A 26,792-nucleotide genomic window follows, 5' to 3' on the forward strand; every position below is an offset into this window, starting at 1 on the left:
CGGCCGCCGGCGGGCCGGGCGACCGGGCACGGCCCGGCCACCGCCCGGCGCGGCCCTGGCCGCAGCCAGGTCCGCGGCCAGTCCCGCTACGGCGTGCTGGTGAAGGCGCGCCGGTAGGAGCGCGGCGGCACCCCCCGGCGCCGCACGAACTGCTCACGCAGCACGGCCGCACTGCCGTAACCGACCTGACGGGCGATCTCCTCGACCGGGAGGTCCGTGGTCTCCAGGAGCTCCTCGGCCCGGCCGAGGCGCAGGCTGCGCAGCCAGGCGTGCGGGGTGGTGCCGGTCGCGGCGGTGAAGCGGCGGGCGAACGAGCGGCGGCTCATCACGGCCCGGCGGGCCAGCTCGGTGACCGGCAGTGGCTCGTGGAGGTGCGCGCGGGCCCAGGCGAGGACCTCGGCGAGTCGCTCGTCCTGGCCGTTCTCGGGCACCGGCGCGGCGAGGTACTGGGCCTGCCCGCCGTCGCGGTGGGAGGGCAGCACCACGTCCCGGGCGACGGCGTTGGCGAGCGCGGCGCCGTGCTCGCGCCGCAGCAGGTGCAGGCACAGGTCGAAGCCCGCTGCGGCTCCGGCTCCCGTGACGACGCTCCCTTCGTCCACGTAGAGCGCGTCGGCCTCGACGACGACCTCCGGGTAGCGGGCGGCGAGCAGTTCGGCGAACCGCCAGTGGGTGGTCGCCCGGCGGCCGGCCAGCAGTCCGGCGGCGGCGAGCGCGAACGTGCCGACACAGTGGGCCGCCACCACGGCGCCGCGCCCGTGCGCCGCCCGCAACACGTCGAGCACGGCGGGAGCGGGCGGGGTGCGGAATCCGACCCCGGGCAGGACGATCACCAGATCGGCGTCGGCGAGCCGGTCCAGCCCGTGCGCGACAGCGAGCGGCACACCGCAGTCGGTGGGCACCGGTCCTGGCCGGTCCGTGCACAAGGCGAAGTCGAATCCGGGCAGCTCGGTACCGTGCGGACCGAACACCTCGGCGACGATACCGGCGGCGAGCAGGCCGACCCCGGGCGGGGCGTAGGCGGCGACGGTCTTGAAGGGCGGCACGGTCGCAGTCTGGCACAGCTGGCACGAATCCTGCGATCATCGGCATCAGTGCCACTCGTCCGCCACCGTCGACACCACGACGATGGAGCCCATGACAGACGCACCGCTCGGCCGCAGCGCCGTGTACAAGGTCCTGACCACCGGTTACGTGGGCGCCACCGGCCCCGGCGTCGCCGCGACCGTCTCCTACGTCTCCGACGCGGGACGGCACGTGATCTTCGATCCGGGCATGGTCGCCGGCCCCGACCACATCCTCGGCCCGCTCGCCGAGCTGGGCCTGGCCCCCGAGGACATCACCGACGTGGTGCTCAGCCACCACCACCCGGACAACACCATGAACGTCGGCCTCTTCCCCCGGGCCCGGGTGCACGACCACAAGGTCGAGTACCGGGGCGACCAGTGGACCAACCGAGACGCCGAAGGCCACGAACTCACTCCCTCCCTGCGCCTGATCCGCTCCCCCGGCCACAGCCCCGAGGACATCACCCTGCTGGCGGGCACCGACTCCGGCGTGGTCGCGTTCGCCGGCGACCTCTGGTGGCACGCGAACGGCCCCGCCGACGACCCCGTCGCCCCGGACCGCGCCCAACTGCGGGCCTCCCGCGTGCGGGTCCTGGCCGCCGCGGACCTGATCGTCCCGGGCCACGGCAGCCCGTTCACGGCCGACGACAGCACCCCGCGCTAGCCGGCGCCGCGTCCCCAGGGGGGCAACCTCCTCCTGCTGGTTCTGCTGATCCCTCCGGCGTCCGGGAGTTCCCTACGGAGGCCCGACGTCGATGACCGGTCGGGCTGCCGCCGGTCGGCCGCCCCGGCCGGCAGGTTGCGTGCCCCCGGGCCTCAATGGCCAAGGCCCAGTGCGTCCGGAATCCCCCGGATCCAGGCGGCCCGACCCGGCTCTTCCGCAGCGACGCGCCCCAGCCCCGCAATGAACCGCTGCCGCTCGCCCGCATCCATCCCGCCCAGCTCGTGGGCGATCTCTTCCAGCGTGCTCAGCGCCACATGCGCGTCGTGCCCCACCGTAACGAGATCCTCCAGGGTCGCCAGCGCCGCCAGCAGCGCCTTGACCACCTCGCCTCCCTGAACCGCAGTTTCGCCTGCTTCATCGCGATTGATCACGAGGCGATGCTGCCACTCGCACAGGTGCCCGCGTCACCACCCGCGCCAAACGCCACGACACTCGCACCGCCCGGTCGGACAGGCGGCTACGCTCGCGCGACGGAACTGAACGAGGCCCTGGAGCCGCTGCGCCGGGTGCTGCTGAAGCGCGGCAACACCGGCCGCCCGGCGACGGTCGCCGCGGTAGCGGTGGCGGCTCGGACGGCACCGGCCGGCGGGTTGGACACCCCGAGCCGGTGGGAGTTCGATGTGCTGCCCGCGTGGGACATCCGAGGGGAGCGGTCCGAAATTCGCTGGCCGGCGGGCAGCCGGGAGGCTAGCGTGCCCGCGTGAATCTCGAACCGGGGCTGCCTGCCGTGCCCGTTCCGCTGGATGCCGAACTCCAGGCGGACTACGACGCCTATCTGGCGGAGGAGCCGGACCTGGCGCCGATGAGCGTGACGAAGCTGGCGGAGATTCGCGCGTCGGTCGAGGCCGCGGTCGCAGCTCTCGGCGACCTCGGCCGAGGCGGCAGGTTCACCGTCTCCGAGCCCTCGGTGCCGGGTCTGGACGGTGCGCCGGAGATACCACTGCTGGTCTGCACCCCCGTCGGCGCGCCCGCCTCCCGACCGGTGCTGTACCACCTGCACGGCGGCGGCTTCTTCTGCAACGACCACCGCAACGGGCTCGACCAACTGCTGGAGACCGCCGAGCGCTTTGGGGCCACGCTGGTCTCCGTCGGCTACCGGCTCGCGCCTGAGAACCCCTACCCCGCGCAGATCGACGACGCCCGCGCCGGCCTGCAGTGGGTCGTCGACCACGCGGACGAGCTGGGCGTCGACCCTGAGCGCGTCGTCGTCACCGGCTACAGCGCCGGCGGCGGCCTCGGGGCAGCGCTCGCGCTGAGCCTGCGCGACAAGGGCGGCCCACGTCTGCTCGGCCAACTGCTGATGAGCCCCATGCTCGACGACCGCAACGACAGCGCGTCCGCGCTGCAGATGGACGCGGTCGAGTTCTGGGACCGCAGCTTCAACGGCTTCGGCTGGAACGCCCTCCTCGGCGACGCCTGCGGCGGGCCGGACGTGCCCGCGTACGCCGCGCCCGCCCGCGCCACCGAGCTGAGCGGTCTGCCGTCGGCCTTCCTCGACGTCGGCTCCGCCGAGTGCCTGCGCGACGAGATTCTCGCCTACGCCGACCGCATCTGGCAGGCCGGCGGCCGGGCCGAGCTGCACGTCTGGGCCGGTGGGATCCACGCCTTCGACCGGGAGTGCCCCGAGGCCCGGATCAGCCAGGACGCCGTCGCGGCCCGCCACCGCTGGCTGGAGCGGCTCCTGGCCGACCCGTCGGCGAGCCGGGGTCAAGCCTGATCCACACCGCTCGCGATCCGGCAGCCCGACGTCGCGCAGGAACGCGCGGGTCGGGGCGTGGGCGATGCCGGCGGTCACGTGGCCCGGCGTGCGGAGGACACCCTCGGGAAAGGCCTCTTCCATTGCAGCGCGATCGATCAGTGGCCTCATGTCCCCATGATCCCGGTGGGCGCTGACGGCCCCGCCGGCCGCGGAGGAGGACCGGAACGACGCCTGCGCCCGTCGGGGTCCGGCCGTTCGCCCGGTGCGTTGTCGGTCACGTCCGCCGGGCTGCCGTCCGTCGCCGCGGAAAACGTCGAGGCTGGTCGGTCCTTTCGGACCGACCAGCCTCAGTGGTGCGCGAGGGGGGAGTTGAACCCCCACGCCCTTGCGGGCACTGGAACCTGAATCCAGCGCGTCTGCCTATTCCGCCACCCGCGCATCTGGGTGTTGTCGTAGATCTTAGCCCGTTTTTCGGGTACTTCTTCGCACCCCGTCCCGGCCCGCTGCAGTGCTCCACCGGATCGGCGCGCCCGCGTCGGTCCGAACCGTCGCCGCTTCGCAGGGAACCGCATCGCCGGCCTCGATGCCGGACCGGTCGAGTGCCCATGATGCCCAGGGGTCGTCCGGCCGCTCACGCACCGTTGTCCAGCCGACTCGGCCCGCGTCGCCATGGCAAGACCCCCGGCGAGCTGTCTCGCCTGCGGGCAGCCTCGCGGCGCGACGATCTGCAGCAACAACGGCGCCGGAGCCGCCGCGTGATCACGGCCGAGGATGCGCGCCGCAACCGTGCCTCACAGGCACATCCAGCAGTAGAGCTGCTCCCCGGCCGCGCGCGCCCGCCGGGCGAGCCCGATGATTCCCTCGGCCACCGGTTGCATGTCCGCGGCGGCCGCTCCGTGCAGTTCCTCCGCCTGCGCCCAGCTCGCGACGATGCCCGGTACTTCGGCGTCGTGCACCGCCGCCAGGGTGTCCCGCACCGGAGCGTGCAGCTCGACCACCCAGGGCCCCGTCGCCCAAGGGCTCTCCTCGGCGTCGGGGTCGTCCGGGCCGGGCATCGGGGAGGTCGGCCACACGGTCGTCTCCCCGACCAGGTCCACTCGCCACGGCACTGCGCGGATGGCAGCGATCAGCTTCCCCAGGACGACGCACGGATCCACGCCCTTGGCCTCGACCCCGTCGAACCCGGAGCGCCCGTGAGCGATCGGGGAGTCTCCCTCCTCCCGGACGAGGGCCCGCACGACCGATGCCGCATCAGCCGCACGGAAGTAGTCCGTCAGCACACCCATGGCTTCTCCCCGCACTCCGTCCGTCGGCAGACAGTAGATCAACTCCCCCCGACACCACGGGCCGGCCCGTGCACGCGCGACGGCATCAAGAGTCCCGCGGCGGACCGACCTCGCCGGCTGCTACCGGCCAGGGCCGGTCACCGACCGCACAGTCGCCGGTCCCGGTGAGGAAGCCGTCGAGCATGTCGGGGCGGTACTGGAGCCGTTCGAGCCGGTTGCGGACGAGGGCTGCGAGGCGGTCGACGGCGACCGAGGACAGGGTGGCCAGGCTGCGCTTGATGTGGTCAGTCAGTCGCGCGCTGACCGAGGTGCGCATGGGGCCGCATCCAGGGTGGCGGCGCGCCTCCCGGCCCGGGCGGACGAGCCCGGCAGTCAGAGCTCGATCACCTGGCCGTCCCGGGCCACCGACACGCCCGACAGGCGCAGTTCGGCCGCGGCGGCCGAGGCCGGGTCGGTGAGCGGGTTGGTGTTGTTCAGGTGGGTGTAGAGCCGGTGCTCGGCCGGGCAGTCGCGGAACCGGGCGAGGCTGCCGCCCGGGCCGCTGATCGGGAGGTGGCCCATCGCGGTGGCGGTGGCGCCGGTGCCGCCGGTGGCCAGGACCAGCTCGTCGTCCGTCCAGCAGGTGCCGTCCAGCAGGACGCAGCCGGCGCCCGCCAGCCAGCGGTCGAAGCCGGGCGGCCAGTGCGCCAGGGACGGGGCGTAGACCAGGGCCGCGCCGGTGGCGACCTCCTCGAAGCGGTACGCCACCACCCAGGGACCGGGGGCGGTGGACTCCCGGGCGTAGCGCGGCCGTTTGTCGCCGATCGGCAGGACCGTGACGGCCAGCCGGCCGCCGTCCAGCAGGAACCGCTCGCTGGCGAGCGGGTGCCAGCGGACCGCACCGTACGGGGCCAGCAGGGCGCGCAGCGGAAACTGCTCACCGAGCGCGGCCAGCACCGCGGCGGGCGCGTGCAGCTCCAGCTCCGCCCCCTCGCGCAGGGCGAACAGGCCGACGGTGTGGTCGAGTTCGCCGTCCGTCAGGAGGACGCCGCGGACCGGGGTGTCCCGGGTGCCGGGCGGCGGTGCCAGCTCCGGGGCGGCGAGCAGTTGGGCGCGCAGCTCGGGCGAGGCGTTGACCAGGTACCAGGTGCCCGGGGAGACGCTGAGCGCCAGCGACTCCTGGGTCCGCCAGCCGTCCGCTGCCGCCCCTGACCTCGACGCCCGGGCCCGCTCGCACGGTGGGCACCCGCAGTTCCACTGCGGCAGCCCGCCGCCGGCCGCCGTTCCCAGGATGCGCACCCGCACGGTGACCTACCCGGCCCCGTGGACGGGCACCGGGCCCGCCGGGCGGGGCACCATGGGTACCCGGTCAATTGCCTGATGGTCAGTCACTTGAGGATCTGTCAGCACGGCATCGACCAGGCCCCGGTGCGGGGAGAGTCGGCAGACCGGGTCCGCCACCCCCGCCTCCCCCGTCAGGGCGAAGGCCTGGCATCGGCACCCGCCGTGGTCCACCTCGCGCCGCTCGCAGCTGCGGCACGGCTCGGGCATCCACCCGGTGCCGCGGAAGCGGGTGAAGAGCTCCGACTCGTACCAGATCTCCGCCAGCGGGGCCCGCCGGACGTTGGGCGCCGCCGGACCCGCCAACGCGGCGGCCGCCGGACAGGGCAGGACCCGGCCGTCCGGTGCGACGGTCAACTGGCGGGCGGCCCAGCCGGCCATGCAGGGCTTCGGCCACTCCTCGTAGTAGTCGGCCGGCACGTAGACCAGGGCCGGGAACCGGCCCCGGGCCGCCGCCACCGCCTCCTCCGCCGCGGCCAGTTGGGCCCGGGTGGGCAGCAGGGCGGCGCGGTTGACCGCGGCCCAGCCGTAGTACTGGGCATTGGCCAGCTCCAACCGGTCGGCGTCGAGCGCGAGGGCCAGCTCGACCAGCTGCGGGATCCGGTCGATGTTGGCCCGGTGCAGCACCACGTTGACCGTGAGGGCCAGACCGGCCTGCCGCACCAGGGCGGCGGCGGCCAGCTTGCGCCGGTGCACCGGGCGGCCGGCGATCCGGTCGGCGGCCGCCTCCTCGGCGTCCTGCAGGCTGAGCTGGACGTGGTCGAGGCCGGCGGCGGCCAGCTCCCCGGTCCGCTCGGCGGTGAGCGCCTGACCGCCGGTGATCAGGCTGGTGTACAGGCCCTGCTGGTGGGCGGCGGCGACCAGCGCCACCACGTCCCGCCGGGCCAGCGGCTCGCCGCCGGACAGGTGCGCCTGCAGCACGCCGAGCGCGCGGGCCTCGGCGAAGACCCCGGTCCACTCGGCGAGGCTCAGCTCGGCCGCGTACTCCTCCAGCGCGAGCGGGTTGGCGCAGTAGCCGCAGGCCAGCGGGCAGCGGTAGGTGAGTTCGGCGAGCAGCCCGAGCGGGCGGGGGTCCGCACTCATCCGCCCCCGCCGATCAGCGCCAACCGACGCTCGACCAGCCCCAGCTCGGCCAGCGCCTGGAGCAGGATCAGCACGTGCTCGGCCACCACCTCCTGGTAGGCGCCGCGCAGTTCCTCGGTGATGCCGGCCGCGCTGCGCCGGCCGTCGCAGAGTGCGAGCACGGCGGCTGCCGTCTCGTTCAGCAGCACCACGCCCTCGGGGTGGAGCAGGATCGGCTGCCTGCGCACTTGGTCGTAGGAGAGCCGCACCCCGCGGCGCAGCCGCCACGTCGGCCCGAGGTCCGAGCCGGGCGACGGTGTGACCGGAACCGGCGGATGGGTCTGCGCCCCGCCCAGCGCCGCCATCACCCCCGCCATCGCCGCCTCCACCGCACCATCGCCACCACCGCCGACTCAGACGCTCGCGCCGAGGTGCGTGTGCTCGACGGCGTCCAGCATCGCCCGGAGCACGTCGCACTTGAAGGAGAGGGCGGCGACGGCCGCGTCCTGCTGGGCGCGCGTGGTGCAGTACGTGGTGACCAGCTCCATCGCGTGCGCGGCGTCGGCATCGGCCACTGCCGGGCGCTGCTCGAAGTAGCGCAGGCCCGCGGGATCGATCCAGCTGTAGTGGGTGTGCAGGGCGCCCAACCGCTCGCGCATCAGCTCGGGCGAGAACAGCTCGGTGAGCGAGGCGGCCACCGCCTCGATCCACGGGCGGGTGCGGGCGAACTGGACGTAGGCGTCGGTGGCGAAGCGCACCCCGGGGAGGACGTGGCGCTCGTCCACCACCTCCGCCACGCTGAGGCCGGCGGCCTCGGCCAGGGCGAGCCAGTCGGCGTTGCCGCCGTGGCCGAAGGCCAGACCGTCCTGCTCGAGGATCCGGCGCACCCAGCGGCGGCGGACCTCGGGCACCGGACAGTTGGCCAGCACCGCCGCGTCCTTCTGCGGCAGCCACTTCTGGTAGTACCAGCGGTTGGCGATCCAGGAGCGCAACTCGGCCTCACCGAGCAGGCCCTGATGGAGTCTCAGGTGAAGCGGGTGGTTGTGCCAGTACCGCTCCGAGTGCGCGTAGAGGGCGGCGGCGAAGTCGGCGGTGCTCAACGGCTCCAGGGCGGTCATGGCGCGGCTACCGCCGACCTGCGTACGCCGTGACCTCGTGCGCGAGCTCGACGGCGCAGGCGCTGGGCGCCACCCAGGGACGGCGCACCGCGGGCTCGGCCGCGACGGGCTCGACCTCGCTCGCGCCGGGCTGGGCCGGCGCCACCGGCGCCTCGGCACACGTCAGGTGACTGGTCATCAGCGACTCCGATCCGAACGGCGGTGTATCCGGGCACCCGGGCGCACTGCTGCGTATACGGCCAAGTCCCAGCATCCACCACTTCGGGTAGCCGCACAATCACCGGCAGGAGTGAATATCGGCAGCTGAGGCGCCGTCCACACCTCCGCGAGCCCCCAGTCGTGAGCCTCGGAGCCCCCAGTCCGGCACCCCTACCCGGGGTCCGGCACCGGTCGGGCGCACCGCCGGCCGCACCCGCCCCACCCGAGTGAGTTGTGTTTCCAAACCCACTCGCACTACCCTCCCCCCATGCCGATAGTTGGAAATCCAAACCCGCATGCCCGCGCCACCTTCCTCGTGGTCGCCGCCGCCGTCTTCGTCTCCAACCTCGACCTGTTCATCGTCAACGTGGCCCTCCCCGCGATGAACCAGCAGTTCCACGGCAGCACCCTGGCCGACCTGTCCTGGGTGCTGAACGGCTACGCGATCGTCTTCGCCGCGCTGCTGGTCCCGGCCGGCCGGATCGCCGACCGGGTCGGCCACCGCACCGGGTTCCTCACCGGCCTGGCCCTGTTCACCGCCTCCTCCGCACTCTGCGCGCTGGCCCCCGGGGTGCCCTGGCTGGTCGGTGCCCGACTGCTGCAGGCCGCCGGCGCAGCGCTGCTGCTGCCCACCTCGCTGGCCCTGCTGCTCGGCGCCACCGCACCGGAGCGGCGCCCGCGCGCGGTCCGCGCCTGGGCCTCGATCGGCGGGATCGCCGCGGGCCTCGGCCCGGTGCTCGGCGGCCTGCTGGTGGAGGCCGACTGGCGCTGGGTCTTCCTGGTGAACCTCCCGGTCGGCGCCGCCGCGCTGCTGGCCGGCCGCCGGGTGCTGCCCCGCCGGCCCGCACCCGCGTCCACCGACCGGCCCGCGGCCGCCGCCCCGACCGGCTCCAGCAGCACCACCACCCCGACCACCCCCACCACCCCCACCGCCCCGACCGCCCCGGCCCCCGAACCCTGGCCCGACCTGGCCGGCGCCGCCCTGCTGACCGCCGCGATCGCCCTGCTGGCGGTCGGCCTGGTCAGGTCCGCCGCCTGGGGCTGGGGTTCACCCGGCGTGCTCGGCTGCCTGGCCGGCGCCGCCGTGCTGGCCGCCGGCTTCCTGCGCCGCTCGGCCCACCACCCGGCGCCCGTGGTCGAACTGCCGCTGCTGCGGGTGCCGGTCTTCGCCGCCGCCAACGCCACCGCGCTGCTCTTCACCGTCGCCTTCGCCGGGATGCTGCTCACCTCGGTGCTCTGGTGCCAGCAGGTCTGGGGCTACTCGGCGCTGCGCACCGGCCTGGCCGTCGCCCCCGGCCCGCTGCTGGTGCCGCCGATCGCGCTCGGTGCCGGCCCGCTGCAGCGCCGGCTCGGCCCCGGCCCGCTCGCCGCGCTCGGCCTGCTCTGCTTCGGCGCCGGCATCGCCTGGTGGGCGCTGACCGTCGGCACCGCGCCCGACTACCCGGCCGGACTGCTGCCCGGCATGCTGCTCACCGGCCTCGGCGTCGGCCTGACCCTGCCCACCCTGATCGGCGCCGCGGCGGCCGCACTGCCGCCCACCCGGTTCGCCACCGGCTCGGCGGTCACCACGATGGGCCGTCAGATCGGCGCGGTGATCGGCGTGGCCGTGACCGTCAGCGTGCTCGGCACCCCGCGCTCGGCCCCGCAGGCGCTGGCCGCGTTCCACCACGCCTGGTGGGCGATCACCGGCGCCACCGCCCTCGCCGTGGTCGCGGCGCTGGTCCTGGCCCGCGCGCGGACGGCCCCCGCCGCCCCCGCCGCCACTCCTGGGAAGCAGCCGGTCAGCGCCTGAATGGCCGACCACCCGCGGCGGTGGAAAGCTCGGAACGGTGGCCAGCCGGCCCATCCCGACCCGCCGAGGAGCGCCGCGATGTCCGAGCGAGCAACGTCCCGATCGGGGGCTGCCGGTCCCGCGCCCGCCGCGCCCGGACCGGAGCAGCTGCGCAACGTGGTGCTGGTCGGCCCCAGCGGCTCGGGCAAGACCACCCTCACCGAGTCGCTGGCGCTGGCCGCGGGCGCGCTGACCCGGGCCGGGCGGGTCGGCGAGGGCAGCACGGTGAGCGACCACGAGGAGATCGAGCACCAGCAGCAGCGCTCGGTCCGCCTCTCGCTGGTCCCGGTCGAGTGGCGCGGCGTCAAGATCAACCTGCTGGACCCGCCCGGGCACGCCGACTTCGCCGGTGAGCTGCGGGCGGGTCTGCACGCCGCCGACGCCGCCGTCTTCGTGGTCTCCGCCATGGACTTCCTCGACGACGCCGACAGCACCGGGCCGAGCTCGCCCACGATGGCGCTCTGGCGCGAGTGCGCCGCCGCCGGCCTGCCGCGCGCCGTCGCCGTCACCCACATGGATGCGGCACGGGCCGACTTCGACCAGGTGCTGACGGCCTGTCGGCAGGCGTTCGGCGACGGCCGCCCCGACTCGGTGCAGCCGATGGACCTGCCGGTGCGCGCCGACGGTCGGGTCCGCGGCACGGTCGAGCTGATCTCCGGCGAGACGCACGGGGCCGCCGAGCCGCTGCCGGTCACGGGACCGGCCCGTGAGCAGCTGGTCGAGGCGATCGCCGGCGAGGACGACGAGCTGATGGAGCGTTACCTGGGCGGCGAGGCCCTGGACGAGGGCGCGCTCACCGCGGGCCTGCGCGGGGCGGTGGGCCACGACACCATCCACCCGGTGCTGCCGGTCACCGAGGACGGCACCGGCGCGGTCGACCTGCTGGACCTGATCGTCGACACCTTCCCGGACCCGACGGGGCGCCCGCTGCCCGAGCCGCTGGACCGGCGGCCCGAGGGCGCGGGCCCCGGCTCCCCGCTGGCCGCCCAGGTGGTCCAGAACACCGGCGACCCGTACGTGGGCCGGCTCAGCCTGGTCCGCGTCCTGGCCGGCACCCTGCTGCCCGACCTCGCCGTCCTGGTGACGGGGGCGCAGGGCCGCACCGAGGAGCGGGTGGCCGGGCTGACCAGCCCGTTCGGCAAGCTGCAGCGGGCCGTCCCGCAGGCGCAGACCGGCGACCTGGCCTGCGTCGGCAAGCTGACCGCCCGGGTCGGCGACACCCTGTGCGACCCGGCCGCGCCGCTCGTCCTGCCGCGCTGGGAGCTGCCCGAGCCGCTGCTGCCGGTCGCGGTCCGGGCCCGCAGCCGCAGTGACGAGGACAAGCTGGCCCAGGCACTGGCCCGGCTGACCGCCGAGGACCCGACGGTCCGGGTGGAGCAGAACCCGGACACCCACCAGCTGGTGCTCTGGTGCACCGGCGAGGCGCACGCGGGCGTGCTGCTGCACCGGCTGGCCGAGCAGCACGGCGTCCAGGTGGACCGGGAGGACCACCAGGTGGCGCTGCGCCAGACCTTCGGCGCCGCCGCCACCGGGCACGGACGGCTGGTCAAGCAGTCCGGCGGCCACGGGCAGTACGCGATCTGCGAGCTGCGGGTGGAGCCGCTGCCGGCCGGCGGCGGCTTCGAGTTCGTGGACAAGGTGGTGGGCGGGGCGGTGCCCCGGCACTACATCCCCTCGGTGGAGAAGGGGGTGCGGGCCCAGCTGGAGCACGGGGTGGGCGACGGCTTCCCGCTGGTGGACCTGCGGGTCACCCTGCTGGACGGCAAGGCGCACTCGGTGGACTCCTCGGACGCCGCCTTCCAGACCGCCGGCGCGATGGCACTCAAGGACGCGGCGGCCCAGACCCCGCTGCGGCTGCTGGAGCCGGTCGCGGAGGTGGGCGTGCTGGTCCCGGACGAGTTCCTGGGCGGGGTCTTCAACGACCTGTCGGTCCGGCGCGGCCGGGTGCTGGGCACCGAGCCGGCCGGTCCCGGCCGCAGCCTGCTGCGCGCCGAGGTGCCCGAGCTGGAGCTGAGCCGGTACGCCGTCGAGCTGCGCTCGCTGACCCACGGCACCGGCTCGTTCACCCGCTCCCCGCTGCGCTACGAGCCGATGCCGCCGGCGCTGGCCGCGAAGGCGGCCGGCACCGGCGAGAAGGCGGCCCGCTAGGGTCGGTCCGGGCCGGCGCTAGGCGCCGAGCAGCCGCACCGACTCCTCCCGCATCTCCACCTTGCGCACCTTGCCGGTCACCGTCATCGGGAACGCGTCGACCAGGTGGACGTAGCGCGGGATCTTGTAGTGCGCCAGCCGACCGGTGCAGAAGGCGCGCAGCGCCTCGGCGGTGAGCTCCGGCGCACCGGGGCGCAGCCGGATCCAGGCCATCAGCTCCTCGCCGTACTTCTCGTCCGGCACCCCGATCACCTGCGCGTCCAGCACGTCGGGGTGGGTGAGCAGGAACTCCTCGATCTCGCGCGGGTAGACGTTCTCGCCGCCGCGGATCACCATGTCCTTGATCCGCCCGGTGATCGCCAGGAAGCCGTCCCGGTCCATCACCGCCAGGTCGCCGGTGTGCATCCAGCCCTGCGGGTCGACCGCCTCGGCGGTCTTGGCCGGCTCCTCCCAGTAGCCCAGCATCACCGAGTAGCCGCGGGTGCAGAGCTCCCCCGCGGTGCCGCGCGGCACGGTGCCGCCGGTGGCCGGGTCGACCACCTTGACCTCCAGGTGCGGCCCGACCCGGCCGACGGTGCGGATCCGCTGCTCGAAGCCGTCCTCGGTGCGGGTCTGGGTGGAGACCGGGGAGGTCTCGGTCATGCCGTAGCAGATGGACACGTCGCGCATGTTCATCCGCTCGATGACCTGCTTCATCACCTCGGCCGGGCACGGCGAGCCGGCCATGATGCCGGTGCGCAGCGAGCCGAGGTCGTGCCGGTCGAAGGAGGGGTCGTTGAGCTCGGCGATGAACATGGTGGGCACGCCGTACAGCGAGGTGCACCGCTCGGCGGCGACCGCGGCCAGGGTGGCGGCCGGGTCGAAGGTGGGCGCGGGGATCACCACGCAGGCGCCGTGCGAGGTGGCCGCGAGGTTGCCCATCACCATGCCGAAGCAGTGGTAGAAGGGGACCGGGACGCAGATCCGGTCCTGCTCGGTGTACTCGCAGAGCTCGGCGACGAAGAAGCCGTTGTTGAGGATGTTGCGGTGCGACAGGGTGGCGCCCTTGGGGAAGCCGGTGGTGCCCGAGGTGTACTGGATGTTGATCGGGTCGTCGGGCCGCAGGCCCGCGGTGATCCGCTCCAGCTCGGCCGGACCGGCCTGCCGGCCCGCGGTCAGCAGCCCGGTCCAGGACTCCTCGCCGATCAGCAGCACGTCGCGCAGCTCGGGGCAGTTCGGCCGCGCCTCGGCCAGCATGCCGGCGTAGTCGGAGGTCTTGTAGGCGGGCATCGCGACCACGGTGCGCACCCCGGACTGGCGCAGCACGTACTCCAGCTCGTGGGTCCGGTAGCCGGGGTTGATGCTGACCAGGATCGCGCCCATCCGCGCGGTGGCGTACTGCAGCAGCACCCACTCCGGGCAGTTCGGCGACCAGATGCCGACCCGGTCCCCGGTGCGCACGCCGAGCGCGAGCAGGCCGCGGGCCACCACGTCCACGTCGGCGAGCAGCTGGGCGTAGGTCCAGCGCCGACCGCTGGGCAGGTCGACCAGCGCCTCGCGGTCGCCGTGGGCGGCGACGGTGCGGGCCAGGTCGGCGCCGATGGTCTCGGTGCGCAGCGGCGGTTCGGTGGCTCCGTGGGCGTGGCTGAGCGGGACGGCGGCGGTCATCGGGCGGCTCCGGACAGGTGTGGCGGGGGTGATGATCAGCTGATCAGCGGGGCGAGGGTGCCATACCCAGCGCCGCCACGGCCATACCCGCGGGCCCGGTCACTTGAGCAGCCGCGACATCCGACGATCCGCCAGCACCTTGCCCCCGGTCTGGCAGGTCGGACAGTACTGCAGGGCGGAGTCCGCGAAGGAGACCTCGCGGACGGTGTCGCCGCAGACCGGGCAGGGCTGGCCGGCCCGCCCGTGCACCCGCAGACCGGTCTTCTTCTCCGCCTTGAGCTCGCCGGCCGCCAGGCCCCGGGAGCGGTCGACCGCGTCGCGCAGGGTGGCGCCGATCGCCCCGTACAGGGTGGTCAGCTCGGCCCCGGTGAGCCTGGCGGCGAGCTTGAACGGGGAGAGCCGGGCGGCGTGCAGGATCTCGTCGGAGTAGGCGTTGCCGATCCCGGCGAGCACGCTCTGGTCCCGCAGCACGCCCTTGAGCTGGCGCTTCTCCTCGCGCAGCAGGGCCGCGAGGGCGTCCTGGGTGAAGTCCGCCGCCAGCGGGTCGGGCCCGAGCCGGGCGATGCCGGGCACCTGGTCGGGGTCGGTGACGCAATACACGGCCAGCCGCTTCTGGGTGCCGGCCTCGGTCAGGTCGAAGCCCGTCCCGGGGACGTCGGCGAGCACGACCCGCAGCGCGAGCGGGCCCTTGCCGGGCCGCGGCGGCTCGGCCGGGAGCTTCTGCTGCCAGCGCAGCCAGCCGGCCCGGGCCAGGTGGACCACCAGGTGCAGGTCGTCGGTCGTGATCACCAGGAACTTGCCGCGCCGGCCGACCCCGGTGACGGTGCGGCCCTCCAGCGCGGTGACCGGCGGGTCGTAGGTCTTCAGCACGTTGACGGCCACCGCGTGCACCCGGCCGATCGCGTGCCCGACCAGGTGCTCGGTCAGGAACGCGGACAGGGCTTCGACTTCGGGCAGCTCCGGCACGCCTCCAGTCTGCCCCGCCCACCCCGTCGGCGGACGGCGCCACACCAGGACTCACCAGGCAGGAAATATGGTGATCACATGGACTATCGCGGTGAACTGCAGCGCGCCTACGAGGCCGCCCGCCCGACCCTGGCCACCGGCCGGGTGGCCGACTACATCCCGGCCCTCGGCGCGGCCGACCCGAACGCCTTCGGGCTAGCGCTGGCCACGGTGGACGGCGAGGTGCACGGGATCGGCGACTGGCAGACCGCCTTCTCCATCCAGTCCGTCTCCAAGCTCTTCACCCTCGCGCTCGCGCTGGCCACCGGCGAGGCGCTGTGGCACCGGGTCGGCCGCGAGCCGTCCGGCACCCCGTTCAACTCGCTGGTCCAGCTGGAGTCCGAGCACGGCATCCCGCGCAACCCGTTCATCAACGCCGGCGCCGTGGTGGTCACCGACCGCCTGCTCACCCTCACCGGCGACGCGGCCGGCGCGGTCCGCGAGTTCCTGCGCGCCGAGTCCGGCAACCCGCGCCTGGACACCGACCTGGTGGTGGCCGCCTCCGAGGCCGAGCACGGGCACCGCAACGCCGCGCTGGCCCACTTCATCGCCAGCTACGGCAACCTGGAGAACCCGGTCGAGGCGGTGCTCGGCCACTACTACGCGCACTGCGCGATCACCGCCTCCTGCCGCGACCTGGCGCTGGCCGGGCTCTTCCTGGCCCGGCACGGGCTGCGCCGGGACGGCAGCCGGCTGCTGTCGCGCAGCGAGGCCAAGCGGATCAACGCCGTGCTGCTCACCTGCGGCACCTACGACGCCGCCGGCGACTTCGCCTACCGGGTCGGGCTGCCGGGCAAGAGCGGGGTCGGCGGCGGGATCCTCGCCGTGGTCCCGGGCCGCGGCACGCTCTGCGCCTGGGGGCCGGCGCTGGACCGGGCGGGCAACTCGGTGGGTGCGGTGGCGGCGCTGGACGCGTTCACCACGGCCACCGGCTGGTCGATCTTCTGACGACACGTCAGCGGCCTGCCCGGGGTGCGGCGCGGCGCCGGTTAGCCTGGGGCCCGCCCGACGATCAGGAGCCGCCGATGTCCCCGACGCCCCGTGACGCCCTGCTGGAGCTGCGGGCCGAGCTGGCCCCGGCGGAGTCGGCCAACCGGCTGGTGCCGCGGATCGAGGAGGGCAGCGCACCGGTGTCGGTGCTCGCCGAACTGGCCGCCCAGCAGTACCGGATCATCCGCAGCGACCGGCGCAGCTTCCTGGTGCTGGCCGCGCGCTGCGCGGACGCGCCGGCCGGCGGGTACTTCGCCAAGCTGGCCGACGGCGAGTCGCTGGCGCTGGCCGCGCTCTCCGGCTTCGCGGCCGCCTGCGGCCTGTCCGAGACCCAGCTGCGCGGGCGCGCCCCGCTGGCCGGCTGCCAGGCCTACCCGCACCAGCTCGCCTGGCTGGCGCTGAACGGCGAGCCCGCCGCGGTGGTGCTCGCGCTGGCCGCCAACTTCGCCGCCTGGGGCGAGTACTGCGCGGTCACCGCGCGGGCGCTGCGCCGCCAGTACGGCTTCTCCGACACCGCCTGCGCCTTCTTCGACTTCTTCGCCACCCCGGCCCCCGAGCTGGAGGAGGAGGCCGTCCGGGTGGTCGCCGGCACCGGCCTGGACGGGTCCCGGCTGGCCGCCGGCCGCGAGTACGGGCGCCTGCTCCAGGACTACGAGCTGATGTTCTGGAACACCCTGGCCGACCTCTCCCCCGCCGCCGAACCCGCGGTGGACCCGGGCCTCGGCCTGGCCTGAGGCACCGCTCTGGTTGCCCCGGTGCTCGGGGCGGGCGCAGGCTGGAGGGGTCGGCGGGCCATCCCGGCCGGCCCCTGAAGCGTGGGGAGGCAATGATGTCCACCATCAACCCCGAGCCCCCCGGTGAGAGCGAGCAACCCACCAAGACGGCCGTCGAGGAGGCGACCGTCGGTCTGGAGGGCATCACCTCCGAGCAGGTGCGGCACGCCCAGGACGAGACCCGCGCGGAAGGCGACCCCTACGAGGACGCGGAGTGATCGGATGCACACCCTGGAAGAGCAGATCGACATCGACGTCCCGGTCCAGGTGGCCTGGGAGCAGTTGCACCGGGTCCAGGACTACCCCCGCTTCGTGGACGGCGTCCGGCACGCCCATTCGCACGGCGAGCACCGGGCTCACCTGGACATCGAGGTGGACGGCCAGGAGCGGATCTTCGAGACCGCGATCAAGGACCTCGGCGGCAACCAGGTGATGGACTGGCGCACCCTGGACAGCGCCCACCTGCACGGCACCGTGGTGCTGCGCGAGCTGGACACCGGGTCCACCCAGCTCCAGGTCCGGGTGGAGTACGAGCCCGCCGCCGTGCAGGACACCTTCGGCGGCCCGCACGGATTCGCCCAGTCCGGCGCCATCGAGCGCACCGTCCGCCACGACCTGGAGCAGTTCAAGGCCCTGGTCGAGGCCGAACGCCCGCTCCCCGGCGGCGACTGACCGACCGACCGCAGGCGTGGTCGGCGCCGACCGCCGCTTCCAGTTCCGCACAGGCCCGCACCACGTCCGCCACCCGCGCCGGAGCGGTCCCGGCCAGTGCCAACCCCGTCCTCCTGGTCCGCTCCGCGGCCAGGCGGACGGCCGTGCGGTGGGCGATCCAAGCTCGCAACACGGCGGCCGCGGCGGTCAGCGGCGCCGCGGGCCACGCGGTGGTGATCAGGTCCAGCAGGCTCATCTCGTTCCCCTCCCAGGTGCGGCGACGGTTCGTCCCACCCCCAGGCTGTCGCCGGCCCGTCGTTTCCGACTAGGCTCGGGAAACCTTGGGAAACCGAGCAGTTGGGTGGGGATGCGATGCCTGGGGGGCGTCCGTCGAAGGGCGTGCAGCAGCGGTACCCGGAGTTGGCGGAGCTCGCGGACTGGTTCCGGCAGGCGCTGCTGAGCAAGGGGTACCGGTCGGCGAACGCGTTCGTGCAGGCGGGCCTGTTCGACAAGGCCCTCGTCTACGACCTGCACAACGCGGCCCGGCTGCCCACGCTCGCGGCGCTGCGCGCCTTCGCCGGGGCGCTGGACCGCGACCCGGCCGAGGTGGTGCCGATCTGGCAGCGGGCCAAGCTCGCCCTGGAGCGGTCGGCGGCGGCGCAGCGCGCGGCGGAGACCGCGCGGCTGGAGTCCTGGGACCAGTTGCCGCAGCCCGGGCCGCTGCTGCGCAACCTGCTGGAGGCCCAGGCCGCCTCCGTGGACCGGCTGCCGTACGACGTGCTGGACGTGGTGGAGCCGCCGCTGTCGGCGATCTACGTGCGCCAGCAGGTGCGGGCACAGTCACTGCGGGAGGCGGCCGGGAGCGGCGAGGACGACCGCAAGGCCAAGACCGGCACGGCCGGCGACCGCCAGGGCACGGGCGTGCCGGCCCCCGACCGGGACACCGTGCTGCCGGCCACCGATGTGCTGGACCGTCACGTGCACCTGCTGGTCACCGGGGAGCCGGGCTCCGGCAAGTCCACCCTGGCCAACCACCTGACCTGGCTGCTGGCCCGGATCTGGCTGCGCGCGACCGGCACGGCGGCCGCACCCACCGCGGAACCGCTGGTCCCGCTGCGGATCGCCGCCCGCACGCTGGTCGGCGAGGGCAGCTCGTGGAGCGCCGCCCTGTGCGAGGCGACCCGGCGCAGCCTGGGGCACAGCCTGATCGCCGAGCCGGAACCGGGCCTGTTCACCGGCCGGGTCCAGGGCAGCCGGTGGCTGGTGCTGGTGGACGGACTGGACGAGGTGACCGACCGTCAGGAGCGGGCCGGGATCATCCGGGCGGTCGCCCAGCACGCCCGCGCCGACAGCGCCTACCGGTTCCTGATCACCAGCCGGCCACTGCCGGAGAGCGAGCTCGCGCCGCTGCGCGCGGCCGGCTTCGGCGGCTACCGGATGGAACCGTTCAGCGAGGCGGAACTGCGCCACTTCGCCGAACAGTGGTTCACCGCGCAGGACGCCGAGGGCCCCGCCGCGGGCCGCTTCCTCCAGGAGGTGGCGGACGGCCGGCTGAAGGAGCTGGTCCGCAACCCGCTGCTGGCCACCATCGCCGCGGTCGGCGCCACCCTGGAGCCGGACCGGGCGCTGCCGTCCAACCGGGTCAGCCTGTACCGGCGCTTCCTGGAGCACCTGCTGCGGCGGACCGGGTCCCAGCCGCAGCTGCTGCTGGAGGCCCTGGGGCGGCACCGGATCGAGCAGGACGGCTCGCTCCGGGCGGCGGCGCGCGCGTGGGCCCGGGAGCAGGGGCTGACCACGGACGAGCGGGAGCTGCACCAGACCCTGCTGGGCACCGGCCTGCTGGTGCAGCAAGGCGAGGACCTGCGGTTCCTGCACCACTCCTTCGCCGAGTTCCTGGCGGCGCTCTCCTACGCGCGCGAGATCCCGGCCGACTTCCCGGACCTGGCGACCTGGGTGCGCCGGGCGGGCCGCGAGGCGGAGCAGACGCTGGCCGTCTTCACCTTCCGGCTGTGGGCGGAGCGGGCGGAGTGCTCGGCGGACCTGATCATCGATCACCTGCTGGACGGGGTGCAGTCGGAGCACTACACGCTGGCCGGCCAGCTGATCGCGGAGGGCGCCGCGGTGGGGGCGGAGCGCCGCGCCCGGCTGGTGGAGCGGCTGGAGGCCGACGCCCGCAACGACCCCAACGTCGTGGAATCGGCGATCCAGGCGATGGCCGCCCTGACGCCGGACCCGGCGGTGGTGCAGGTGCTCCGGCGGCTGTCGACCGCGCCGGAGCTCAGCACGGTGCTGCGGCTGCTCGCGGTGGGCGCGTTGACCCGCTGCGTACCGGTCGCCGAGGCCGAACAGCTGCTGGCCACGGCGCTGTCGGACACCTACGGCCTGCTGCCCAGGGCGGCCACCATCTCGCTGACGGTCAGCAGCGCCGCCCAGGAGGCGGTCCGGCAGCGCGCCGCGGAGCTGGCGGAGCGGCCCTGGCACCACAACTGGGACCGGGCCCGGATGGCGCGGGCGTTGGAGATCATCGGGTGCACCGCCGAGGCGGTCGAGCAGAGCCGGCGGCTGCTGGCCGACCCGTCCGCCGAGGGGGCCGACCGGGCCATCGCCGCGGAGGCCTGGCTGCGGGCCGCGCCGGACGCCGCACCGGCCATCCGGGACCTGGCGGTGCAGCACCGCGGCCACCTGGCGGCCGGCGCGGTCGAGGTGGCCCGGGTGCTGCAGGAGTCGGGGGCGACCGAGGAGGCCCGGCGCACCTTCGAAGCCGTGCTCGTCGCGCCGGAGACCACCGGCTACTACCTGCAGCAGGTGGCCCAGCAGTGGCCCAAGTCCGACAAGGCCGCCGACCGCAGGCCCCTGTTGGAGGCGTTCCACCGGTGCGGCCCGGCGGCGGGCCACGAGCGCTGGTACACGGCCGACCTGCTCAGGGCCGCCGCGGAGTCGGGGGCCACCGAGGAGGCCGCCCGGTGGGCCCGCACGGCCGTCGCCGGGCTCGACCCGTCCCCGGTGCCCGCGGCCCTGGCCGTGGCGGTCTGGCTGGCCGCCGAGGGGCCGGGTGCGGCGCCCGAGATCATGCAGTTGCTCGAGGACGGCGACCGGGTGGAGCCGTTCAACCTGGCCCGCACGGCCGAGGAACTGCTGAACGGCGGCGCCCGGTCGGCCGCGCGGGTCCTCGCGCAGCGGGCGCTGCGGACCCCGCACGGAGCGGCCGGCTACTACGAGCGGGCCGCCGGCGTGCTGCTCAAGATCGACGCCGCCGAGGCGTTGGAGGTGCTCGCCGCGGGCCTGGCGCAGTCGGCCCCCGACGTGCTCTGGACGGTCGGCGTGCTCACCGCCCTGATCGAGCAGGACGGCGACGCGTGGCACCCGCTCGCCCGGCGGCTGACCGACGAGGTGCTCGCCTCGCCGCACGCGGCCGACGAGCACCTGGTGGGAGCGCTCGCCGTACCGGTCCTGATCGACGGTCGCGCACAGGTGAAGGGCGCGGTCGAGCTCGCGCTGTCCCACCCCCGCATCGGTGTCGCCAAGCTGCGCGAGTTCGCCCGCACCCTCGCCTCCATCGGCGAGCGCCGGGCCGCGCTGCGGATCTGGCGCGACGTCATGGCCAACATCATTCCGCCCCACGACGAGGAGTGGCGGCTGCTGGAGGACCTGGAGCAGGCCGGCGCCGTCCCCGAGGCACTCGGCTGGATCGAGGAGTTGCTGGGCACCGAGTCCTCTCCCGCCAAACGCCTGCGCCTGCGCCAGATGCGGGCCTGGCTCCGGGCCTCCGCCGAGCCGGAGGACGGGCCCGCGGACGGGCCGGACCGGCAGGCCCGGCCCGCTCCGCCGAGGCTCGGCTTCCAGCGCACCCCCTGAGGGCCGTCACTCCCCGCCCAGCACCCCCACCAGTGCCGCCAGGAACTCCCGCGGCCGCTCCAGGTGCACGCTGTGCCCGGCGTCCTCGACCACCACCTCGCGGACCGGGCCGCCCGCCCGTGCGTAGCGGGCCAGCACGGCGCGGGTCTGGGTCACCATGGGCTGGGCGGGGCAGACGTCGGCGCCCGGCCAGTCCGGGACGACGCCCAGCGCGCCCAGGTGGGCCAGGTCGAAGAGGGAGGTGTCGGAGACGATCACGTCGGCCGCGCCGCGGATCCACAGCACCGGGGGCTTGGGGTCGACCGCCTCCAGGTCGTCGATCCGGAAGTGGGTCGGCGCCATCGAGTTGAGCACGCCGCGGCTGCCCGGGGCGAAGCCGGGCCAGGCCCCGCTCGGGCGGGTGTCGCCGGGGTAGTGGTCCTCCCCGGTCCGGGTGGTCAGCATGGCGGCCAGGTAGCGGTCCGGGTCGGCCAGCGGCTCCTTGACGTAGGCGGTGTCCAGCACGGTGCGCGGCGCGAACGGCGAGTCGGCGCCCAGCTCGCCCTCGCGCAGCAGCCGGACGAACTCGGGGGCCGCGGCGCCACCGCCGGAGCCGGCGCCGTCGGGCGAGTTGAGCCGTCCGTCCGCCCCGTGGGTGCCGCCGAAGCCGTACGGCGAGATCGGGTTGACGAGGGTGAGCGAGCGGACCAGCTCGGGGTGGTCGCGCAGCAGGTGCAGCGCCACCCCGCCGCCCATGCTCCAGCCGACCAGGTGGACCGGGCCCAGCGCGAGCGCGCGGACGAACGAGAGCACGTCCTCGCCGTGGTCGCGCAGGCCGCGGGTGGCGTCCACCGGGAGGGGTTCGGTGCCGCCGAAGCCGCGCAGGTCGGGGGCGAGCGGGCGGTAGCGGGCGGGCAGCTCGGCCATGGTCGGGTGCCAGAAGGCCCCGGCGGAGACGTTGCCGTGCACCAGGACCACCGGCTCACCGGTGCGGCCCTCGATCTCGGCGTAGTGGACGGTCAGCCGGTCGGTGGTGACCAGCCGTTCGGCGATGGTGGCGATGGTCATGTGACGTGCCCTCAGTTCAGCCAGCCGGCGACCTGCGCGGCGGCCGCGCCGTCCCAGCCGAGTTCCAGGTGGTTGGCGGTGGCGATCAGCGCGGTGCCGCCGACCGTGCCGTAGCCGGTGGTGTCCAGCGCGCTGGACTCGAAGACCACGCCGTCGCTGGGCCCGCGGTCCTCGTTGAAGATGCCGACGATGCTGGGCGTGCCGCCGGCCAGCAGGTAGCCCGTCACCGCGGCGGGCACCCCGGCCCGCTGCAGCGGGGCGATCAGCGAGCCGGCGTCGATCGCCGCCTGGATGCCGCCGCCGTCGGTGTAGAAGCCCTGGCCGCCGTAGTAGGTGGTGTACCAGTCCTGCTGGCTCTGGTCGACCCCGTAGACCGAGTCGAAGCGGGCCAGCATCTGGCGCTGGCCCGGGTAGTCGTCGTAGCCGCCGGTCGGGGTGAACGAGAACTCGGGGTGCGCGGTGTACGTGCCGTAGCAGGTCATGTGCAGGTGCGGGGAGGGGGCGTTGACCGCGCCGCCGCACTCCGGCCAGATCGAGAAGTCGTGCGCCCAGCCGTGCGCGAAGGGGTAGTCGTAGCCGCCGTTCGGGCCGCCCAGGGTGATCAGCTTGCGCACGTCGCCGGCGTAGGACCGGCCCCACGAGGGCTTGACCGAGGAGACGTAGGCCCGGGTGGACATCTCGCCCTTGCTCCAGCCGACCAGGTCGACCTTGGCGACGCCGAGCTTGGCCCTGATCAGCGCGACCGCGTCGCCGACCTCCTGGGCCTGCATCAGGTTGTCGCCCTGCTTGTGCGCGAAGCCGATCGCGAAGACCCGGTAGCCGCGCCCGGACAGGTACTGCATCAGCCCGGTGCTCGGGCAGGAGGCGGCGCCGCAGCCGTAGCCGCCGGACTCGCCGGGGTTGGCCCAGGCCCGGTCCGGGTTGTCGTTGGCGCCGTGCACCAGCAGCACCGGGACCTGGTGGCTGCCGGTGTTCCAGCCGGGCGCCGAGTAGAGCAGGAAGCGGCCGGAGAAGGGCTCCTTGACGCCGCCGAAGAACGTCAGCCGCTGGCCGTCCTGGTCGCCGCGGCCGTCCTGGGGGTACTGCTCCTGGTGGAAGCCGGGCGTGCTGTCCAGGTACCGCTCGACGTGGTCCCAGCCGTTGGCGACGCCGCCGTAGCTCGCCTCCATGGTCAGGTAGGACGGCACCGCCGCCGCGGCCGGCCCCGCCTGGACCAGGGCACCGGTCAGCGCCAGTACCGCCGCCAGCAGCCAGCCGATGTGTCTGCGCATCCCGCGTCCACTCCTCCACGCCGAGGTTCCCGTGCGGGACACGGTAGGGCTGACGGAGTGTCACCCCCATGGCGGCGGCGCACACCCCGGGCGACCCGGTGTGTGCGCCGGCCACCTACCGTTCGGCGGTGACGAAGCTGCGCTGGGGGCTCAGGTAGTCGGCGGGACGGCCGTACTCCACGGCGAGCAGCGCGCGGTCGTGCCGCTCGGCGCGCCAGCCGCGCTGCCCGAGCCAGCTGACCGGGTCCTCGGCCAGTCCGCCGCGCCAGAGCTTGATCACCGGGGCGAAGGTGGGGTCGGTGCTCGGGTCGTCGGGCTGGGGCGCCCGCCCCCGGTGGGCGTCGGTGCCCAGGCCGTGGGTGATCGCCAGCCGGCTGCCGGGGGCGCTGAGCGCGGTGACGGCGGTGAGCAGGGCCGCGACCTCGTCGGAGCCCAGGTAGACCAGCAGGCCCTCGGCCAGCCAGACGGTGGGCCGCGCCGGGTCGAAGCCGGCGGCGGTGAGCGCGCCGGTCCACTCCTCGCGCAGGTCCACGGCGAGCGCCGTCCGCCCGGCCGTGGGTTCGGCGCCCTGCTCGGCCAGCACCCGCTCCTTGAAGGCGAGCACCTCGGGCAGGTCGAGCTCGAACACCCGGGTGCCGGCCGGCCAGTCCAGTCGGTAGGCCCGGGTGTCCAGGCCCGCGGCGGGCAGCACGACCTGGGTGCAGCCGCCCCGGGCGGCGGCCAGCAGGTAGTCGTCGAAGAACCGGGTGCGGACGATCAGGTGGCGGGCCATCGCGATCCGGGCGGGCGTCGGCTCGGGCCGGGGCGCCGGGTCCGGGGGGCCGTCGGCCCGCACGAAGGCGGCGGCGTACGGGTCGTCGAAGAGGCGGTCGGGGCGGGCGCTCTCCAGCGCGCGCACCCGGGCCACGCCGATCGCGGTGCGGCCCACGCCCTCGGGTATCTGCTCGGTCGTCACGAGGGGATGGTACGCCGGGGGCGCGCCACCCTCGCGGGGGGCGCGCCCTCGGCCGCAGTGGAGCTGACGGAGCGTCAGTGCCCGCCCGCGTCGACCACCTCGATCGCGCCGACGTTCTCCTCGATCTCCTCGACGGGCAGCGCCACCGCGCGGGCCCAGTAGTAGATCGCCAGCGAGAAGGCGGCCACCAGCGCCATGTCCACGTACAGCGGGATGATGCTCAGCGAGCCCTGGCCGAAGCCGCCCAGCTTCGAGACCACGCCGAGGCCGACCAGGTAGACCGGCAGCCACTGCGCGGCCTTCCAGTTGAGCTTGGGCGCGTTCGGCAGGCCCTTGGTGATCGCGTAGAGCGCGTAGCTGCCGAGCAGCAGGTAGCCGATCAGGATCGCCACGCCCAGGCGCCACAGGGTGTCCCAGCCGGACCAGTAGATGATCAGACCGGCGATCACGAAGGCGGCCGGGGAGATGATCTCGGCGGCGGGCAGCCGGTACGGGCGCTCGCGGCCCGGCAGGCGCTTGCGGAAGGCGCCCAGCGCCAGCGGGGCGCCGGCGTACATCAGCACGCTGGCCGAGGAGATGAAGCTGACCAGCTTCTGCCAGCTCGGGAAGGGCAGGAAGCAGATCACACCGGTGACGAAGGCCATGATCAGGCCGAACCACGGCACGCCGTTGCCGTCGGTCTTCTCGAAGATCTTCGGGGTGTAGCCGTTGCGGCTCAGGCCGTAGGAGATCCGCGAGGTGGAGGTGGTGTAGATCAGGCCGGTGCCACCGGGGGAGATCACCGCGTCGGCGCGCAGGATCAGGGCCAGCCAGCCCAGGCCGATCACGGTGGCCAGGCCCGCGAACGGACCCTCGATGCCCTGGTAGGCGAGGTCGGCCCAGCCCTTGACGAAGGAGCTGCCGGGCAGCGCACCGATGTAGACGACCTGCAGCAGGGTGTAGATCAGGGTGCCGATCACCACCGAGCCGATCACCGCGCGCGGGATGTCCCGCTTCGGGTTCTTGCTCTCACCCGAGAGCTGGATCGCCTGCTCGAAGCCGAGCAGCGAGAAGATGATGCCGCTGGTGCTGATCGCGCCGAGCACGCCCTTGACGCCGAATGGCATGAAGCCGTGCGAGGTGAAGTTGCCCGGGTGGAAGTGGGTCAGCGCCAGGATGAAGATCAGGGCCAGCGGGACGGCGACCTTCCACCAGGTGGCCACGCTGTTGGTGAGCGCCAGCAGTCGGACGCCCAGGAAGTTGACGGCGACGAAGACCGCCATCAGCACGACGGCGACCAGGAAGCCGGTCACGGTCAGTGTGCCGTTGTCGTGCTGCAGGCCGGGGAAGACCGACTTGGAGTAGCCGATCATGGCCTCGACCTCGATCGGCGCCACGGTGGCCGCCTGCAGCCAGGAGAACCAGCCGAAGCTCATGCCGGCCAGGCCGCCGAACGCGTAGTGCGGGTACCGCGCGGTGCCGCCCGACACCGGGAACAGTCCACCGAGCTCCGCGTGCACCAGTGCGAGCAGGACGATCGCGACCGCCCCGATCCCCCACGAGACGACGGCCGCCGGGCCGGCGACCACCACCGCGTTCTTCGCCCCGAAGAGCCAGCCGGATCCGATGATCGACCCGACCGAGGCCCAGAGCAGGCCTACCAGTCCGATGTCGCGCTTCAGCTTGGAGCCGGTTCCGACGCCCTGCGAGGCTATTTTGTCAACAACTGCCATGTGTGGGGACCCTCTTCAAAGATGGCGGGTGAGAGTGCGGTGAACGCTAGCGGGCGATTAGGGATCTGCAAAGACCCAAATTCCGAATAGTTATGTTCTGCCGGGCCCATAGCACACATTCTTGAGAGCCGGCCGAGTCCGCTACCAGCGAGTATCCGCGCATGTCAGTGCCACCAAGGCAGTTCACCGCTTACTCCGCCACGAGGTCCGTACCAATATCTGAGCCGCATTTGAGCTTTCGCGGCGGCTGTCGGATTATGCCGCTCGCGATCGGGTTATATTTTTTGTTGAACACGCATAGCGATGCATCGCGGCCCGCCGTCAATTGGGGTGCTCGGTGGGCGCGCGCCGCCGCCGCAACCGGATTGTGACGACTATTCAGCTCAGATTCCGCTCAAATCCAGAGCGGAATCTGAGGATGCCCGGACCGGACGCC

Annotated in this window: 24 protein-coding genes and 1 tRNA gene; 9 read left to right on the top strand and 16 right to left on the bottom strand. The window is 74.1% G+C overall.

Translation table 11 applies throughout. The annotated features are described in order from the left end of the window. Positions 1-86: 86 nt before the first annotated feature. On the bottom strand, positions 87-1,043 hold the full coding sequence (locus tag ACFW1A_RS18600; protein ID WP_380410166.1) for a GlxA family transcriptional regulator: 957 nt from the start codon (positions 1,041-1,043) through the stop codon (positions 87-89). 91 nt (positions 1,044-1,134) lie between these two features. Here ACFW1A_RS18600 and ACFW1A_RS18605 point away from each other — a divergent pair, with 91 nt between their 5' ends. Next, positions 1,135-1,728 (top strand): MBL fold metallo-hydrolase, encoded by a 594-nt coding sequence (locus ACFW1A_RS18605; RefSeq protein ID WP_380410167.1) that lies wholly within the window; start codon positions 1,135-1,137, stop codon positions 1,726-1,728. 152 nt (positions 1,729-1,880) lie between these two features. Here ACFW1A_RS18605 and ACFW1A_RS18610 read toward each other — a convergent pair whose 3' ends face one another. Further along, positions 1,881-2,159, bottom strand: a complete 279-nt coding sequence (locus ACFW1A_RS18610) for a hypothetical protein (protein WP_380410168.1) — start codon at positions 2,157-2,159, stop codon at positions 1,881-1,883. Positions 2,160-2,506: 347 nt separating this feature from the next. On the opposite strand from ACFW1A_RS18610, the gene ACFW1A_RS18615 reads away from it, so the two are divergent. Further along, positions 2,507-3,505 carry an alpha/beta hydrolase gene (locus tag ACFW1A_RS18615; RefSeq protein WP_380410189.1) on the top strand — a complete coding sequence of 333 codons (999 nt, stop codon included), beginning with the start codon at positions 2,507-2,509 and terminating at the stop codon, positions 3,503-3,505. A gap of 333 nt (positions 3,506-3,838) precedes the next feature. Here ACFW1A_RS18615 and ACFW1A_RS18620 read toward each other — a convergent pair. From ACFW1A_RS18620 to ACFW1A_RS18655, 8 genes are all read right to left on the bottom strand, one after another. Beyond that, positions 3,839-3,925 (bottom strand) — tRNA-Leu (locus ACFW1A_RS18620). A 353-nt stretch (positions 3,926-4,278) separates the two neighbouring features. Further along, positions 4,279-4,773 (bottom strand): hypothetical protein, encoded by a 495-nt coding sequence (locus ACFW1A_RS18625; RefSeq protein ID WP_380410169.1) that lies wholly within the window; start codon positions 4,771-4,773, stop codon positions 4,279-4,281. An 85-nt stretch (positions 4,774-4,858) separates the two neighbouring features. Then, entirely contained in the window at positions 4,859-5,089 is a 231-nt protein-coding gene (locus ACFW1A_RS18630; RefSeq protein ID WP_380410170.1) for a hypothetical protein, read from the bottom strand. A gap of 56 nt (positions 5,090-5,145) precedes the next feature. Beyond that, positions 5,146-6,051 (bottom strand): pyrroloquinoline quinone biosynthesis protein PqqB, encoded by a 906-nt coding sequence (pqqB, locus tag ACFW1A_RS18635; protein WP_380410171.1) that lies wholly within the window; start codon positions 6,049-6,051, stop codon positions 5,146-5,148. Positions 6,052-6,063: 12 nt separating this feature from the next. Then, positions 6,064-7,176, bottom strand: coding sequence for a pyrroloquinoline quinone biosynthesis protein PqqE (pqqE, locus tag ACFW1A_RS18640; protein ID WP_380410172.1), 1,113 nt, complete (start codon positions 7,174-7,176; stop codon positions 6,064-6,066). Beyond that, entirely contained in the window at positions 7,173-7,532 is a 360-nt protein-coding gene (pqqD, locus tag ACFW1A_RS18645; protein ID WP_380410173.1) for a pyrroloquinoline quinone biosynthesis peptide chaperone PqqD, read from the bottom strand. The genes pqqE and pqqD overlap by 4 nt, the downstream gene beginning before the upstream one ends. A 36-nt stretch (positions 7,533-7,568) precedes the next feature. Further along, complete coding sequence (gene pqqC / locus ACFW1A_RS18650; RefSeq protein WP_380410174.1) at positions 7,569-8,273, bottom strand: pyrroloquinoline-quinone synthase PqqC; 705 nt, start codon at positions 8,271-8,273, stop codon at positions 7,569-7,571. Positions 8,274-8,280: 7 nt separating this feature from the next. After that, positions 8,281-8,451, bottom strand: a complete 171-nt coding sequence (locus ACFW1A_RS18655) for a hypothetical protein (RefSeq protein ID WP_380410175.1) — start codon at positions 8,449-8,451, stop codon at positions 8,281-8,283. Positions 8,452-8,739: 288 nt separating this feature from the next. On the opposite strand from ACFW1A_RS18655, the gene ACFW1A_RS18660 reads away from it, so the two are divergent. Together ACFW1A_RS18660 and ACFW1A_RS18665 are read left to right on the top strand one after the other, a co-directional pair. Next, the gene (locus ACFW1A_RS18660) at positions 8,740-10,263 is read left to right on the top strand and encodes an MFS transporter (protein WP_380410176.1); all 1,524 of its coding nucleotides are present in this window, start codon (positions 8,740-8,742) and stop codon (positions 10,261-10,263) included. 78 nt (positions 10,264-10,341) lie between these two features. Further along, a complete protein-coding gene (locus ACFW1A_RS18665) occupies positions 10,342-12,450 on the top strand; it encodes an elongation factor G-like protein EF-G2 (protein WP_380410177.1) in 2,109 nt (702 codons plus the stop codon). 18 nt (positions 12,451-12,468) lie between these two features. Here the strand turns inward: ACFW1A_RS18665 and ACFW1A_RS18670 are convergent, their stop codons facing one another. Then, on the bottom strand, positions 12,469-14,097 hold the full coding sequence (locus ACFW1A_RS18670; protein WP_380410178.1) for an AMP-binding protein: 1,629 nt from the start codon (positions 14,095-14,097) through the stop codon (positions 12,469-12,471). A gap of 99 nt (positions 14,098-14,196) precedes the next feature. Next, a complete protein-coding gene (locus ACFW1A_RS18675) occupies positions 14,197-15,063 on the bottom strand; it encodes an Fpg/Nei family DNA glycosylase (protein ID WP_380410179.1) in 867 nt (288 codons plus the stop codon). 78 nt (positions 15,064-15,141) lie between these two features. Between ACFW1A_RS18675 and ACFW1A_RS18680 the strand changes: the two genes are divergently transcribed. The 5 genes from ACFW1A_RS18680 to ACFW1A_RS18700 all read left to right on the top strand — a co-directional run bounded on the left by ACFW1A_RS18680 (position 15,142) and on the right by ACFW1A_RS18700 (position 21,371). Then, positions 15,142-16,050, top strand: coding sequence for a glutaminase (locus tag ACFW1A_RS18680; protein WP_380410180.1), 909 nt, complete (start codon positions 15,142-15,144; stop codon positions 16,048-16,050). Positions 16,051-16,127: 77 nt separating this feature from the next. Beyond that, the gene (locus ACFW1A_RS18685; RefSeq protein ID WP_380410181.1) at positions 16,128-16,826 is read left to right on the top strand and encodes a transcriptional regulator; all 699 of its coding nucleotides are present in this window, start codon (positions 16,128-16,130) and stop codon (positions 16,824-16,826) included. A gap of 95 nt (positions 16,827-16,921) precedes the next feature. Next, positions 16,922-17,083, top strand: a complete 162-nt coding sequence (locus tag ACFW1A_RS18690) for a hypothetical protein (RefSeq protein WP_380410182.1) — start codon at positions 16,922-16,924, stop codon at positions 17,081-17,083. A gap of 4 nt (positions 17,084-17,087) precedes the next feature. Further along, a complete protein-coding gene (locus tag ACFW1A_RS18695) occupies positions 17,088-17,537 on the top strand; it encodes an SRPBCC family protein (RefSeq protein WP_380410183.1) in 450 nt (149 codons plus the stop codon). A 351-nt stretch (positions 17,538-17,888) separates the two neighbouring features. Beyond that, positions 17,889-21,371: an NACHT domain-containing protein gene (locus tag ACFW1A_RS18700; protein WP_380410184.1), complete on the top strand. Its 3,483-nt coding sequence runs from the start codon at positions 17,889-17,891 to the stop codon at positions 21,369-21,371. 6 nt (positions 21,372-21,377) lie between these two features. Here ACFW1A_RS18700 and ACFW1A_RS18705 read toward each other — a convergent pair whose 3' ends face one another. From ACFW1A_RS18705 to ACFW1A_RS18720, 4 genes are all read right to left on the bottom strand, one after another. After that, positions 21,378-22,418 (bottom strand): alpha/beta fold hydrolase, encoded by a 1,041-nt coding sequence (locus tag ACFW1A_RS18705; protein WP_380410185.1) that lies wholly within the window; start codon positions 22,416-22,418, stop codon positions 21,378-21,380. An 11-nt stretch (positions 22,419-22,429) separates the two neighbouring features. Then, positions 22,430-23,689: an esterase/lipase family protein gene (locus ACFW1A_RS18710; protein WP_380410186.1), complete on the bottom strand. Its 1,260-nt coding sequence runs from the start codon at positions 23,687-23,689 to the stop codon at positions 22,430-22,432. Between the two features lie 115 nt (positions 23,690-23,804). Beyond that, entirely contained in the window at positions 23,805-24,644 is an 840-nt protein-coding gene (locus ACFW1A_RS18715) for an SAM-dependent methyltransferase (RefSeq protein ID WP_380410187.1), read from the bottom strand. Between the two features lie 74 nt (positions 24,645-24,718). Next, the gene (locus ACFW1A_RS18720) at positions 24,719-26,356 is read right to left on the bottom strand and encodes an APC family permease (protein WP_380410188.1); all 1,638 of its coding nucleotides are present in this window, start codon (positions 26,354-26,356) and stop codon (positions 24,719-24,721) included. Positions 26,357-26,792: the final 436 nt, after the last annotated feature.

This window comes from Kitasatospora sp. NPDC058965, assembly GCF_042741245.1.
Classification (GTDB): Bacteria; Actinomycetota; Actinomycetes; order Streptomycetales; family Streptomycetaceae; genus Kitasatospora.

Coding starts and splice junctions, on each gene's coding strand:
- ACFW1A_RS18605 (WP_380410167.1), top strand. CDS start 1,135: ATGACAGACGCACCGCTCGGCCGCAGCGCCGTGTACAAGGTCCTGACC.
- ACFW1A_RS18625 (WP_380410169.1), bottom strand. CDS start 4,773: ATGGGTGTGCTGACGGACTACTTCCGTGCGGCTGATGCGGCATCGGTC.
- ACFW1A_RS18630 (WP_380410170.1), bottom strand. CDS start 5,089: ATGCGCACCTCGGTCAGCGCGCGACTGACTGACCACATCAAGCGCAGC.
- pqqE (WP_380410172.1), bottom strand. CDS start 7,176: ATGAGTGCGGACCCCCGCCCGCTCGGGCTGCTCGCCGAACTCACCTAC.
- pqqD (WP_380410173.1), bottom strand. CDS start 7,532: ATGGCGGGGGTGATGGCGGCGCTGGGCGGGGCGCAGACCCATCCGCCG.
- pqqC (WP_380410174.1), bottom strand. CDS start 8,273: ATGACCGCCCTGGAGCCGTTGAGCACCGCCGACTTCGCCGCCGCCCTC.
- ACFW1A_RS18655 (WP_380410175.1), bottom strand. CDS start 8,451: ATGACCAGTCACCTGACGTGTGCCGAGGCGCCGGTGGCGCCGGCCCAG.
- ACFW1A_RS18660 (WP_380410176.1), top strand. CDS start 8,740: ATGCCGATAGTTGGAAATCCAAACCCGCATGCCCGCGCCACCTTCCTC.
- ACFW1A_RS18665 (WP_380410177.1), top strand. CDS start 10,342: ATGTCCGAGCGAGCAACGTCCCGATCGGGGGCTGCCGGTCCCGCGCCC.
- ACFW1A_RS18670 (WP_380410178.1), bottom strand. CDS start 14,097: ATGACCGCCGCCGTCCCGCTCAGCCACGCCCACGGAGCCACCGAACCG.
- ACFW1A_RS18680 (WP_380410180.1), top strand. CDS start 15,142: ATGGACTATCGCGGTGAACTGCAGCGCGCCTACGAGGCCGCCCGCCCG.
- ACFW1A_RS18685 (WP_380410181.1), top strand. CDS start 16,128: ATGTCCCCGACGCCCCGTGACGCCCTGCTGGAGCTGCGGGCCGAGCTG.
- ACFW1A_RS18690 (WP_380410182.1), top strand. CDS start 16,922: ATGTCCACCATCAACCCCGAGCCCCCCGGTGAGAGCGAGCAACCCACC.
- ACFW1A_RS18695 (WP_380410183.1), top strand. CDS start 17,088: ATGCACACCCTGGAAGAGCAGATCGACATCGACGTCCCGGTCCAGGTG.
- ACFW1A_RS18700 (WP_380410184.1), top strand. CDS start 17,889: ATGCCTGGGGGGCGTCCGTCGAAGGGCGTGCAGCAGCGGTACCCGGAG.
- ACFW1A_RS18705 (WP_380410185.1), bottom strand. CDS start 22,418: ATGACCATCGCCACCATCGCCGAACGGCTGGTCACCACCGACCGGCTG.
- ACFW1A_RS18710 (WP_380410186.1), bottom strand. CDS start 23,689: ATGCGCAGACACATCGGCTGGCTGCTGGCGGCGGTACTGGCGCTGACC.
- ACFW1A_RS18720 (WP_380410188.1), bottom strand. CDS start 26,356: ATGGCAGTTGTTGACAAAATAGCCTCGCAGGGCGTCGGAACCGGCTCC.